Annotated in this window: 12 protein-coding genes and 2 pseudogenes; 2 read left to right on the forward strand and 12 right to left on the reverse strand. The window is 36.0% G+C overall.

The annotated features are described in order from the left end of the window. Positions 1-67: 67 nt before the first annotated feature. A complete protein-coding gene (locus tag DW917_RS07835; RefSeq protein ID WP_118117541.1) occupies positions 68-2,158 on the reverse strand; it encodes an outer membrane beta-barrel protein in 2,091 nt (696 codons plus the stop codon). 236 nt (positions 2,159-2,394) lie between these two features. Here DW917_RS07835 and DW917_RS18155 point away from each other — a divergent pair. Then, positions 2,395-2,591: pseudogene (locus tag DW917_RS18155) on the forward strand (hypothetical protein); the annotation flags it as partial. Between the two features lie 151 nt (positions 2,592-2,742). On the opposite strand, the gene DW917_RS07845 reads toward DW917_RS18155, so the two are convergent. The 3 genes from DW917_RS07845 to DW917_RS17070 all read right to left on the reverse strand — a co-directional run bounded on the left by DW917_RS07845 (position 2,743) and on the right by DW917_RS17070 (position 5,335). Further along, complete coding sequence (locus DW917_RS07845) at positions 2,743-3,270, reverse strand: immunoglobulin-like domain-containing protein (RefSeq protein WP_118117543.1); 528 nt, start codon at positions 3,268-3,270, stop codon at positions 2,743-2,745. Positions 3,271-3,495: 225 nt separating this feature from the next. Then, on the reverse strand, positions 3,496-3,978 hold the full coding sequence (locus DW917_RS07850; protein WP_118117545.1) for an energy transducer TonB: 483 nt from the start codon (positions 3,976-3,978) through the stop codon (positions 3,496-3,498). Between the two features lie 1,021 nt (positions 3,979-4,999). Then, positions 5,000-5,335 (reverse strand): hypothetical protein, encoded by a 336-nt coding sequence (locus tag DW917_RS17070; RefSeq protein ID WP_147344143.1) that lies wholly within the window; start codon positions 5,333-5,335, stop codon positions 5,000-5,002. Between the two features lie 98 nt (positions 5,336-5,433). Here DW917_RS17070 and DW917_RS07865 point away from each other — a divergent pair, with 98 nt between their 5' ends. After that, a complete protein-coding gene (locus DW917_RS07865; RefSeq protein ID WP_233524672.1) occupies positions 5,434-5,679 on the forward strand; it encodes a copper resistance protein NlpE N-terminal domain-containing protein in 246 nt (81 codons plus the stop codon). Between the two features lie 172 nt (positions 5,680-5,851). Here DW917_RS07865 and DW917_RS07870 read toward each other — a convergent pair whose 3' ends face one another. The 8 genes and pseudogenes from DW917_RS07870 to DW917_RS17720 form a co-directional block, all read right to left on the reverse strand. Then, positions 5,852-6,397: a hypothetical protein gene (locus DW917_RS07870; protein WP_118117553.1), complete on the reverse strand. Its 546-nt coding sequence runs from the start codon at positions 6,395-6,397 to the stop codon at positions 5,852-5,854. A gap of 188 nt (positions 6,398-6,585) precedes the next feature. After that, positions 6,586-6,861: pseudogene (locus DW917_RS07875) on the reverse strand (DNA resolvase); the annotation flags it as partial. A 2-nt stretch (positions 6,862-6,863) separates the two neighbouring features. Next, positions 6,864-7,289: a hypothetical protein gene (locus DW917_RS07880; RefSeq protein ID WP_118117556.1), complete on the reverse strand. Its 426-nt coding sequence runs from the start codon at positions 7,287-7,289 to the stop codon at positions 6,864-6,866. A 46-nt stretch (positions 7,290-7,335) separates the two neighbouring features. Beyond that, a complete protein-coding gene (locus DW917_RS07885) occupies positions 7,336-7,776 on the reverse strand; it encodes a hypothetical protein (protein WP_233524673.1) in 441 nt (146 codons plus the stop codon). 114 nt (positions 7,777-7,890) lie between these two features. Continuing rightward, a complete protein-coding gene (locus DW917_RS07890) occupies positions 7,891-8,247 on the reverse strand; it encodes a hypothetical protein (protein WP_118117558.1) in 357 nt (118 codons plus the stop codon). Positions 8,248-8,926: 679 nt separating this feature from the next. Continuing rightward, complete coding sequence (locus tag DW917_RS07900) at positions 8,927-11,191, reverse strand: outer membrane beta-barrel family protein (protein ID WP_233524674.1); 2,265 nt, start codon at positions 11,189-11,191, stop codon at positions 8,927-8,929. A gap of 932 nt (positions 11,192-12,123) precedes the next feature. After that, positions 12,124-12,627, reverse strand: a complete 504-nt coding sequence (locus DW917_RS07905) for a hypothetical protein (RefSeq protein ID WP_089542656.1) — start codon at positions 12,625-12,627, stop codon at positions 12,124-12,126. Beyond that, on the reverse strand, positions 12,624-13,559 hold a 936-nt coding region (locus tag DW917_RS17720; protein WP_233524675.1), incomplete at its 5' end, for an RHS repeat domain-containing protein. The genes DW917_RS17720 and DW917_RS07905, both read right to left, overlap by 4 nt.

Raw genomic sequence — 13,559 nt, forward strand, 5'->3', positions numbered from 1 at the left:
TATCAATGTTTGCAGAAACAAACATTTCACTTTTTGTTTTTACCATTATCTTATCTGCCTTTGCGTCTTAATGTCCCATTCTTGATGTATCTACAGCCTTTACGTTCTTCTCCTTGTAGCCACCAAACTTATAGATAACTGCGAAGGTGACAGATGCCCAGCTGTAGTTGATCTTCATACGGTAGTCTTGGTTGCCTTGCACGGAACGGGTATCGTATTTATTGTTGAAGATGTTGTTGCCATTAAGGCGCAATCCCCATTTTCCATCATGTGACGACCATTGCAGTTTGGCATTCATTCTGAAGATAGGACTTATGTCGTAAACTCCTTGTATTGCCTTTGACTGAATGAACGGATTAAGAATGAGACGCAAGTCCTGCGTGCTGCATAGTTTTACGGATGCCGTGCCTCCAAGTCTAACCGACAGTTTCTTGCGATTGAACGGCAAGTCGAAGAAGTGGCTGCTCTTGTCGTGCTTGTAGGTTCCTACTGCAAACACGTTGCCGTTGAGCCATTTGCCTGCACTGAATATGGCTGATGCTTGCAATCCAAAGCTATTGGAATAGTCGAAGTTGGTTTCCTTCATTATCACTGCCATGCGGTCTGTGGTTTGATATGGCAACTGCACAGAATAATCAGGTTTCAGACTTGCAAAAGCCATAAGCGTATAACGTCGCTTTATCTGCCACATCAGATTGACATTATAATAAGAGAAGGGTTTCAAATCGGGATTGCCATGTATCTCGGTGTAGGTGGACGAGTAGAACACATTGCTCATAGTGGACCAATAACTCGGGAACTCAGAGTTGGAACTGAATGATAGATTGAGCAAATGGTTGTCGTTGACGTTCCACAAAGCATTGAGCGTAGGATATACGCGCCATTTATCCCATATGGGAGAGTGATATTGCTCGGCAGCAACAGATGCTTCAAGACTAATAGCCTTGTTTATCTGCTTGCTGAAACCTGCATATATGTTCCATATACGCTCGTTGAGGTCCACGCTGCTTGTCCCATCGGGCAAAACGCTCCCATCCTTGTCTATTGTGGTCTGATAACTCTTGTTGCTTGTGAATTGCCCTTTCACACCATACGACAATCCCCAGCCGTGTGCCAAGGAATGGGTTTGGTCGGCTGTGAACATCCATTTGTTGATGGTCTGCTCGCTGCCGCTTGTCAGGTTGCGTTCAGTTTCATTTTTGTTTTCCGTAGTTATCGTACCATCGAGGGCTTGTTGCTGAGGCGTGCGATAGTAAGTGTACGAACCGCTAAGGGTTAGTCCGAAAGGAAGCGCGTAGTTAACATCCACATTGTGCAGATATTCATGACTGTCACGATGCATTCCGCTTATGCTTGAACCTGTCGTGCGGCTGTTTGAGTTTGTCTTGTTCCATCGTCCTGTATAGGCTACGTCGAGACGATGGTTCTTGCCAAAGGCATAGTTCATCCCCAGTCGGTAGTCGTGTGTAATGCCAAACGACTTCTGCCCAGTTTCATCATTATAGTGTATACGATTGTTGCCAAGTGGATGATTGGCTATGCGTGAAGACTCACCGTAGGAATTGCCGTTTACATATTTATATTGTGCGTCAAGTCCAAACTTGCCTCTTTGCAAGGAAAGATATAAATTACCAAACTCATTGGCGTATTTGTTTTGCCGCATGCCACCAATGATTTGTCCAGAAAGCTGATTGGTACCGGCGTAGTCTTTCGTGACGATGTTGATAGCCATGCCACGCACATGATAGCGAGCAGGGGCAGACAGCAGCACTTCGGCTTTTGCCAACTGTGCGGCAGGCATTGCCTTCAGACGCTCTGTCAGTTGTTCCTGCGTCAATGTGGTGGCTTGTCCGTTGATAATCAACGTTACTTCATTGCCAGAGAAGGATATGCTGCCTGTGGCATCGCTGACACCTGGTATGCGTGTCAATGCCTCGTAAGCGTTGTCGGCAGGCAATTGTTTTAAGAGTAGCGGCATATTGTACGACAGCATACCCCGCTCTGCCTTGACAATGGGGCGAGAACCCTTTACCATCACTTCTGGAAGATTGTGCAACATTGTCTCCATTGTGAGCGAATCCGTTTGCGTCAGAGTTTGAGCTTTCACGTTGGCAACAGAAAGCAGAAATAATCCTAAAAGAAATATCTTGTTGGCCATATTTTATCTTTTTAAGTTATCTTTTTAATTTCACCCAAACGAAAGCAAACTGCAATTATTTGCCTCTTTTTGCATTCCGAGTGTAAAGGTATAAATACTTTTTGAAACAACATAATTTTAGGAGGATGTTTAAATTACATTAAGCAATGTTATACGTGCTTACACTTTGCATAATAACGCTAAAACAACATTTTCACTTACTTTTTTACGGTTTACCTGCATTTTTATTCTATTTGATTCATTACATTGAAAAGAACTTTTCTGTATGCCCAAATAAAGAAGTTATTGAGAATGTGAGAACTCGTGTAAATACTCAATTCGCTATCATAACGAAATGATACAGATGGCAGCAATTAAAGATAGCATTGCTAATAGCCTATTTAAAGAAGCGAATGAAATTAAAAAGAAAATTAGCATGACACAGTTTAGTTAACACACTAATTCTTGTAGAACCATAATAAAAAACTCCCCATAGAGTTTACTTTTGAATAGAATTTACGTAAATGACAAGATTTTTTGCCTGACTAACAAATATAAACAACAATGCCACTTCACACACCTTTTAGTGCGCAAAGTGGCATTAATTATAAGACGTTGAACGAGCAGTAACCCGTTGTATCTCTGTAGCCTTCTGTTGTCTCTATTCTCATTTTCTTCCCAATGCGATATGTCCCTTTCGTATATTTCTGACGTACATTGCCCAGATCAATTTGAAATTTTCTGGCAGTGTTTGGTCGGATGCCAAGACCTATCTCTATAAAGGCAGCATTCTTCAATGGAATCTTTTTCCAACCTTTATTTTCCTTCTCGATAAAGTACTCATAACCAACGATACAAGTCCATGGTGAATTGTTGGTTATAGTCAACGTAACAACTTGAGGTTTATTCGTAAAATGCGTCTGCGAGAGTTCCAAGCCAAGGTTTCCTTGTACAGAGTTGGCCTCTTTTGCTGTTTTGGTCTCTTGCTCGGATTTATTCTCTTGCACATTACTAGTTAAAGCACTTGCTTCCGTTACTTGACTATTACTTTTATCCCCAACAGAGCAAGAAAGAAACAATAAACATGCAATCATGCATCCTAGCAAAAAAATAAAATTAATTTTCATACTCATTATTTTTTATGTTAGACAAAAATGAAAATTACAAAGGTCACTATCACTAACCTATTTTGTTTTGGCTTTATTATTAACAGTTTCTTCATAAACAATCATCTATTAAAATCCTGACTACTACTATTGCTTCCACTTCCAAAAGAACCAAAACCATTCCCACTTGAAGAAGAACGTGTATTTGAATTGCCTTTTTTATAGGACAGTAGTGAATTATGATAAACCGAGTTACTTCATTAAAATTGATTTATTATTGTAGCCATAGCCGATAATCTTTACATCTACTTTTGAATGGATTAAAGTTGGTGAACCTTGTATCTTGTATTGGAAGTAGATTGTATCTATTTTCTCTGTTGTGGCTATTTTGAGAGTTTTAACTTGATTGAATGTTTCCATTGTTGTCTTTTTGAATTTTTTATTGTCGCAAATAACCACTCTTTTTTTTACAATATATCCTCGTTGGTCTGTCTTGTATTCAATAGCAACGTATGCCTCCAAATTATTTTTTTGAAACTCAATAGGATATTTACATTTTCTTTTCAATTCGTTTATAAACAACTCTTTATTTCTATAGTCAGGATTACCTGTGCTTACTTGGCATACATCAAATAGTTGCGGAGATGTTCCCACAAGAGACACATTGGTATTGGAGTTGCATGAACCAAATACTACCAAAACTGACAATAATATAATACCCACTAATTCCTTCATCTTTATTCTATATGATTTTATCTATGACTCCACTTTTTCGTGCCCTAATCAATATCTCCTAAAAAGACTGGTTATTTCATATTCATAATGTTATGATTTTTTAATTAATTTGCGTAATATTTTTTCCCACTTTTTTTCAGATATAAATGATTCTGGAAGATTTGGCAAAAAAAACAAAAAATTATTAAAATAATCGATCCAATCATGAATGACGAAGCAAAAAAAACAAATTATACTTGATAATATTTTTATTATTTTGTTCATAACAATATTGTTAAATTTTAGTAAAGGTATGTAAGCATGATAACTTACGGTGTAGAAGGTCTCAGCACCGTTGCAATACTTCAAAGAAGCAAAATGTGAATATTCTTTGACTTTTCCTATTGATTTTACAGGAGGTTTATATTCTTGTCTTGATGATACATACATATGTTCTTATTTTGGTGTTATAATAAAAGAACGAAGATTGATAAAGTTTATTGCTTAGGATTACATCATTTTACAAATGAAAACACTATATGCTTGTCTCGGAAAGGTATATATTCATTTTATGATGGGGTTATGTTCACAAGTTTGAGATTTCATGTAAAAAAGTCCAATTTAGAGCGAGTTATAACATTAAACTCACCCTGGAAGGGATATGCATAGTGTGTTGTATGCATTCCCTCCCAGGGTGATTTTTTATGGTTCACCCAGAAATTTGATGATTTCTGCTACTTGTTGCCGAGTGTAGAAGTGGGAAAACTATACTGAACAAAATGCAAATAAACTGCATTAAACTATAACAGTGATAGCATGACACAGTTTAGCTAACACTCTCGTTAACTTGACATACAAATTCCGAGATGATATTTGTATAATAATTTATAAAATATAGTGTACGGGCATGGCTTTATGAGATAAAAGCCTTACCTTTGCAGTCGGAAATATTTGCAATGATTCCGACCAAAAGTAAAGATAGAAAGCTATGCAAGAAGCTGTAGTAAATAAGATTAATTGTATTGACATATTACTTGATTATTTATTCAAAAATTCTAAACAAAGCATACATTATAGACACAAAACCAACAACATATCCTTGAAGATAATTAATATAGTTTATTGTAAAACTCGGTGGGAAATTACGCCTGTCTTTGTATGTGATATTTAGGAATGTAATACCAAAGGATATTGCACAAATACTATCATATCTTTTAAATAAGATGGTTGTTATTCCTAAGCATATCATCAAAATTGAAAAAATCAAGTAAGTGCCATTTTTTATGGCACTTACCGACTTTCTGTGCTTAATAACTGAAAACATTATTGCAATTCCTGTTATAGACGCTAATATTCCCCAACCACAAATATAGTTCATATTGTTTTGCTTTTATGTTATAACTAAAGAACGATAGGCTATTGAATTTATTGCATTGAATTGTAGCTTTAACCACAAATGTTAGGACATATTGCGGTGTGTTACCACCTAATGTTGAAACGACACTCACGTTAAATGCTGATGGTACCTATTTGTTGATACGGACATTCAAAGAAAAGCAGAATGAACAGGAAAAGTTAAAGGGTACTTTCCAAGTGCTTGATAACAATGTCCTGATGCTTGTTCGTCCTTCAAGCGGTGACAACATCTTTTATAAGGTGAGGGATGGCAACTGTATTATTCTGATAGACTCGTTTGGCAACGAACCTAAAAAAAGTGGTTAGGAAAAACTACATTCTAAAAAAGAGAAAAGGGTAAAACGTAAATAAACTGTGTTAAACTATAATTATTATAGCCTGACACAGTTTATTTTATACTCTATGTAAATTACAAATTGTAAGTTTTTCAAATATTTTTTTTGATACACTCTTAACAGAATCTCCTCAATTGGATAATTCACGTAAACCTTAATAGTTTCCTAACGATAATAAAAAGTAATAGCAAGATTCCAACTATGTACAAAAACTTAATAAATCGTATTGTATTTGCTTTCTCCTCATCATTTTCAATACATTGGTAATTGTCTTTAATCTTATTGTATTCATCGTTGTCTATATCTTTAAATGATATGTCAGGATGTCCTTTGTTTCTATTATAACCTGTTTCATACGATACTAAATATTTTATGTTATTCAAACTGTCAGTACATTTCAGTAATACAGAAGTATCATTATAAGCATAACCTAAAAAATTCTTTATTCTAAAACTGCTTTGTTTGTATCTAAAACCAATACCCACTAACTCAAAGCCGTCTTCATCAAGTAAACAAAAGCTCTGAGGATAATCAAAATTGATTTTTGGTGTTAATCCATATGGCATATTTTTATTATAAAAACTACACTCTACTCCATAATAATACCCAGTTTTATCGTATCTAAGATACAATAAAACAAGTACAAGAAACAATACTCCAAGCCCGCTAAATTTCATTACATTTTTCATAAAATAGTCCGTTAAAAATTGTAGAGTTTAGGCTGGCAGCCGAAAGCTGCCAGCCGCAAAGGTAGTGCTTTTAGCCTTTAAACCACTATCACACAAACCCTTTCTTTGAAAAGAACGTAAAATCAATAGTATTATTGCGGTGATTGCACTCTTATTAATCGCTTCACTCGTTGTACGGTACTTACCCCTTAACCACTCAACTTTGCCACATCCCGAATGGAATACCCCTTGCGGAGCAGACTTATTACTTCCCTATATTCGGCTTTCATCTGTTCTTCCGTTTTTACAGAGCCTATCTTGCGTCCGAGTTTTCCACCTTTCTCTATATACCGCTTCCTTCCTGATTGCAATCGGAATGAGGTATTATCACGTTCCAATTGCGCACATGTCTAAAGCGAGGCTATCATTATAGGAGCAAAGAGTGATGGATGTCCTTCTTCGTCCAATAATATTAGTTGTCCTTTTGTCATTTCGTTTGTCGTTTGGTGTCTTCTACTTCTTTAGCCTTAGCGTCGAGTTCTGTGAGTGCTCGCCATGTGTCCATCGAGAGCACCGCTTCCTCTTTGGTGATGTCGGCAGTGGCTCTTCTGATTTTGGAGATGCGAACTGGCAACGGAGCAAATTGTCGTAGGAAGTCCAATGATGCCGTGGCTACTTGTACTTGTCTGATAGTGAGCGTAGCCTCCTGCTTTTGCTTGTGTCTACGCTTCACGAGATAGCTGCCGTCATGCGTCTTGTATAACACTCTTAGGTCTGCCCATTTGAACAGACAGAGAGTGAGTATTTCTTCCATTAGCAGATCGTCCGAGAGCTGTGTGAAGAAATATTGGAGTTGGCTGTCAGATAGTGACTGCCAATCTGTGGGTAGCGATAAATTGAAAAATGCTTCCATACTACGAAAGTACGGAAGCATTTGGGTTGGGGAAAAGACAAATTGTTTATTCTGGTTTCTGCACAAACATGATTTTGTCAAAAATATCACCTGCAGAAACGGCTACACGAACATAACGTCCATCCTGTGTTTCGTTTGGCGCAAATGTAACAGTGAGCGTATTTCCTTCCACCTTTGAAGATGTATAGCTGCCTTTAACTTCGGAATAAGGTTTGTCATCATACGAAGGAACGTTTTTAATGGTTTTATCACCCACCGACTCATTAACGTATTCAATCCAAAAATTCTTGTAATTCTTGCATTTGAAAGTATATGTACCGCCAGACTTTGGCACGCCAATAGCCTTGCCAAAACTTGGTGTCAGTGCTTCTTCATAATTGTTCTTTTCCCATTTCATGGCATCCCAATCACCATCGTCTTTGCTGCATGAAGCTAAAGACAAAATGCAAGTAAAAAGCAACATGGTTGCAAATAGTCTCTTTTTCATTTGTTATATATTTAATGGTTTTTATTATAAAACGCACAACCTCTTTGAATATTACATGGAAAATGCAACTTTTTCAGGATGAATATCCACTGCTCTCCTCCTTATTTTAATACGCTATTCAAAAACAAGTTTTTTGAACTTTTTATTTTCCATAAATACCTTTATATATGATGTAGAAACGGGTCCAACTACGGAATCGTTATTGCAACATTTTAAATTATTATCGAAAGCATTAATAATCCAATTATCATGTTTCGCTTTTCGTTCAATTATTATGGTTGAATCATTCCAATAAACTATATGCACGCTATCTATTATTGGGTCATTATCGCTTGATAATTTGCATTTCAAGTAATATGAATTATAGTATTCGTCTGGAGGATATATATAGTATTCATCAACCAGTTTAATGCCTGTTGAAGAACAACTGACAAGAAGAGACAGCAATATGAAATAGAAATGCTTAATCATAATCTTTTTTGCGATTTTACTTAATCATTGTAGAACTGCCACAAAAATACAACTTTTTTAGAAAAAACTGCCACAAAAATACAACTTTTTTAGAAGAAACTGCCACAAAAATACAACTTTTTTAGAAGAAATACCCTCCACACTCCTTTTTTTTATCCATGGTCTTCAAAGAGTTTGGCGGTGTCGGAGTAATGGTATTTTGCATACAATTTGTCGAAATGGGATATATATTATATTTAGTGACATCGATCTCACTCAGTGAATATTTTTCTTTTATTTTGGGATGTAACGCGAATGTATTAACATAGATTTTTATGTATCTATCACGACTGCTTATTTTGGTCGTAACAAATTCCCAAAAATTGCATTGGCGTAAACGACACATATCATAAATATAAATACCATTGTTGCCAGTCCTGCCAAAACAAGATGTATAGAATGGTGATTTAATAAAACCCTTTTTAGCAAGGATTGGAACAACATCCTTTATAAAAATGTCGTTGCGTATTTTAAGAGATTCTTTATCTGTAATTTGTTTGTAGAACATAGCCGCTAATTGTATGATTTTCTATCACGTTACACTACTTAAAGATAGTTGAATATAGGTAAAAGCCATCCATAACTATCGGTCAGACTATTCTTGTTGCCGGTCCAAAAACTTTGTATAATTTTCATTTTCTTATTTCTTTATATCAGGCAAGCGATTAGTTTCATTGTTGCTGATGTTTATATCTGCCTTTTTAGCTTTTTGCTTGCCGAAATTATAAGTCAATCCCACACGGAATGAGGTGTTGTCATTGTTTATTCTGTTTCTAAAGACATAATCTTTATATTCAGTTCTGTTATTGCTCTTAGTACCACTAAAGATGTCTTGGGCTTGTATATTCAAAAGAAGTTTGTTCTTAATAATATCAATCTTGCATCCTAAGCCGACACAATCGATGTTTCCAGTGTGAAAGGATTCTTCTATTCCTGGAAGCACATGATAATAGTTCGCATAAAAGTTCAAAACTTTGTAACGGTAACTTAAATTGGCAGAAAAAGATGTATTCAGACTTCGCAAATCTTTGTCATCCAGCTCGTCAACGTAAGATTTTGCTTTAACGTAGAACATAGATACACTTGAATACAAATTGAATTTTCCAAATGAGAAATTATAACTAGCATCTGTACCAAAAGTATTAATGGTAAGACAATTCTTTGGAGAATACTTGGTGAACAAGTCATCCACTACCTGAGTCAGATTCTGTATGGCATCAGATGTGTGATAATAATACAGGTTAAAAGAGAAATTTCCTTTAAACACATAGTTAAACTCCAAATTGTCCATGACCGATGGTGTAAGTCTATCGTTACCTTCGGTGTATGTGTAGGTGTTACGAAAAACACGTGTAGGATTCATATCATTCATAGAAGGTCTGTCAATACGTTTGCTGTAGCTTAAGGCAAAGGAATGATTATCTGAAGGATTGTATGAGATTTCTGCAAATGGGAACCAGTGATCATATTTATTAGAAACGGACAGCCCTTCTAATGTTATTCCATCATCATTGGTGTGTTCATATCGTAAACCAGCTTTGGCGTAAAAAGAACCAAACATTCGATTGACATCTGCATAGAAGGCTGATACCGTTTCTTTATATAAAAAACCATTTCTACTTCCAAACTCAGAGACGTTATTGGTCCTGAAATGGGAATATTTTCCACCTAACTCAAAATTTAGCCAAGTAAACGGAAGGTTTAAATCTGCGCTCAGGGTATTGACGATATAGCTATAATCATTATTGCTGTTCGAGAAGTTGTGTGCTGTACTCGAATCAAAATTCTGATTAATTTTGTCAATGACATGGATATAGTTGTAATTTACCGTTACTTTTTTGCCTAAGCTATCAAGTTTCCAGTCCACATAGGGGGAGATTGTCTCCAAACGGTATTTATCGTGATTCGACTCGGAATAAGAATTCGATGGACATGCGTCTGCATTGAAAGTCATCTGCCCCATTTGGTGAGCTTTACTGCGAGAATTATTTAATGTTGCAAAAAATCCCAAATTCAAATCGCCTAATTGGTAATTGCTATTTAGATTCTGACCTAGTATGTCATACCTATTTAAAGTATTGTCGGTCGTAAAGCGCATATAGTCAGGATAAGAATAAGTATTCTGTACTATTTGGCGGCGCTTTTCATTGGAATTATTTATTTTGTATTCAACAGAAAAATTGCCTGAGGAAAAAGACAGTCCAATTCCTTCTTCTGCGCTAAAGTGAGAGCGTTGTGTTAACACCGTGTGGACATTCCCATCAAACCCCACAGGCTTACTCTTTAGAATAATATTGATTACTCCGCAATTGCCTTCTGCATCAAATTCGGCAGAAGGATTGGTTACAAGTTCTATTTTGCTTACATTTTCAGATGGTAAGGTGCGTAGGTACATATCCAAATCTTTACCATCTAAGTTAATGCGATGACCATTAACCAAAACAACTACACCGTTTTTGCCAATAATCTTTATTTCATCACTTGTCGGATCTATACGAGGAATATTATGGAGCATATCTCGCATATTGAAACCACTGGCAAAGGGACTGTTTTGAACAAGATAAACAAGTTTGCCAGCTTTCTGGCTAAATAGTCTGCGCTGAGAGGTAATCATCACCTCATTCAGTGTGTGCTCCTTCACAGTCAACATGATATCGCCCAAATCAACATTGTTGTGTACGTCAATGGTGTCAGCTTTTAATATATCACCTAATTGTCTGTATCTGACGACAAACTTTCCTGACGGTAGAGAGAATGTAAACTTTCCTTGATTATCAGAAAAACCACTGGAGATAGTTTCTCCATCAAGATGACTTACTATTATTTCCGTGGCTTCCAACGGTAAAGAGCCTGCAGCTTTATCAAATAGTCTTCCTGTTAAATTCCATTCTTGAGCAAATGCCATATTATTCGAAATGGATAATGCTATAATAATTATAAACTTTAGTTTCATAATAATGCAATGAGTCCGCTTGAGAAAATTTTCTGCTATCCTTGCATGACTTGGTAACTATAGTTTTTAAAGCCTTAGCCATAGGAAAGAAAAACTCAAGTTTTCTCCTTTTTTAAATGTTATACATATTGCGGAGGTATACAGCCTCTTTCTTTCCATTTGCAAAAGTACTAAAAATGCAGATACGAAGAACTTTTATGTTGATATTTTAAACTGAATTAAACTTAATAACTGAAAACATTATTGCAATTCCTGTTATAGACGCTAATATTCCCCAACCACAAATATAGTTCATATTGTTTTGCTTTTATGTTATAACTAAAGAACGACTGGCTATTGAATTTATTATATTGAATTGCAGTATTAATCAGAAAACGCACAATAATATGTCTGTCAATGTTTTTCTATTGTCTCACCAAGCAGGGACTATTTGGCGACATGCATGTTCAAGTCATATATGCTTTTCCGCCAAAGGTGCCTCTCTGCAATCCTGCTCTCCATCCTGCTTCTGTCGCGCCATTCAAATAGGCCGATTACACTGGTACATCCTACGACGACGGTGACAATCGTGATGCCAAAAGCCATCCATCGGCAGACATGCCCGGTCTGTTCCTTGCGTTCAATTTTGTTGCTGATTTTTTATAATTCTACTACATTTTGATATGATTTAATTTGTTTGAACTGGCAAAGTTACGGTTGGAATGTCACAATCAAGAATTTTCGCAGCATTTATAACAACTTTTATGGAATAAAGACCTTTATGGGAATGCGATGAAGATGGAGAGGGTTGCAATCATACAATTGGGCATACAAAGACCTTTGTATAATATCTTATAAAAAGGGACTGTGCCATTTCACACAATCCCTTTTTGAAAGAATTTTAATTAGTCTATATTGACTTCAGCTTTATAGCTCTGATAAATTTCTCCTCTATTATTGTATTTAAATAGAAAAGCCGAAATAACAGGCGATCCATAAATGCCAACCATTTTATCTTTTGGTAGGATGTCGCATCTTATCATTCCTTTATATGGCTCCGAAAAATTTGCTATATACATACAAGAATCACAAGTTTCAGGACCGAATATAGATAATAAAGCTTCAGAATATGTTGGAGCGTTCCAAATAAATTTTTTCTCTATTCGATAAGACCAGAGAATTTGTTTGGTCTGAGTATCAACCATATCTGAAAAAATATCCCAATCAAGATCATAAATCGAATCTGAAACACACAGTTCTTTTGAATGGTAATAAACTTGCAGAATATCAAATGCCATATTTATAGCTCTCTGCTCATTTTTATTACCATAAATGATATTCTGAGCTGCTATCGTCAAAGAAGCCCCCAAAATGCACATCAAAAAGAATATTCTCATAATGATTCTCATTTTGTTTTAATATAATGAGCCTTTTTCCCCATGGAACTATTGTACTTCAACGAAGTTAAAGCCGATTCATTAAAAGGAATAATATTACCTTCTTTTGTATGGATCGCTTTATAATTTAACCTTTCTCCATAATTAAACCCTTGTTTGTTGAGTTCATTGCGGATTATATTCATGTTATCAACAACTGGTCCAGTTCCAAAAAGTTCTGTAGAATCATGATAGTCTCCACCTATTGTTGTATGATGAAGTTCATGTAAGAAGGTCATGCCAAAACCAAGCGTATTGCCATCTACACCAACAGCACCTTTAACCATGTTACTGATTTGCTCAAAACTGAGACCTATTTGAGTTCCAGATGTAACAGTACGTTTAGCATGATAGGATACTTCTATCTCGGTTTTGTTGTCAATCATTTTTATCAAGAAATTCCTTGCAGTTTTACTTCCTGCATCTATTTCTTTTCCTTTTTTGTTGGTAATCTTATTAACAATAGGTTTTCCTTCATCATTTTTAGCATATTGCAACTTGTTATCCTTGTCCAAACTGAGTTGTAATCCCGTTTGAGAAGCCAAATCTTTTATTACAGACTGAGTTGTTGACAATTTAAGTTGTTCATCAGCCAAACGAACTTTTGTCATATCAATTTCCATACCTGTAGGATCTGTATATTTCAGCGGATTAGAAATAACATAACAATACGTTGACACATTGGAATATTTTTCCTCTTGGGAATCTATAGAAAGCCAAAGACTCAACCTCGGATCATAGTACCTCGCCCCATAGTAATACAATCCTGTCTCCTCATCGAATTCCTTCGCATTGAAAAGATAAGGTGTATTCCAAATGTTGTTGCGTTCCTCAACAAAGACTTCACCGAAAGGCACATACTCAATATGCTGCACCACCTCGCCGTCAAGGTTGGTGATGTAACT

It is taken from the genome of Prevotella sp. AM42-24 (assembly GCF_003461825.1).
In the GTDB taxonomy this organism is placed as follows: Bacteria; Bacteroidota; Bacteroidia; order Bacteroidales; family Bacteroidaceae; genus Prevotella; species Prevotella hominis.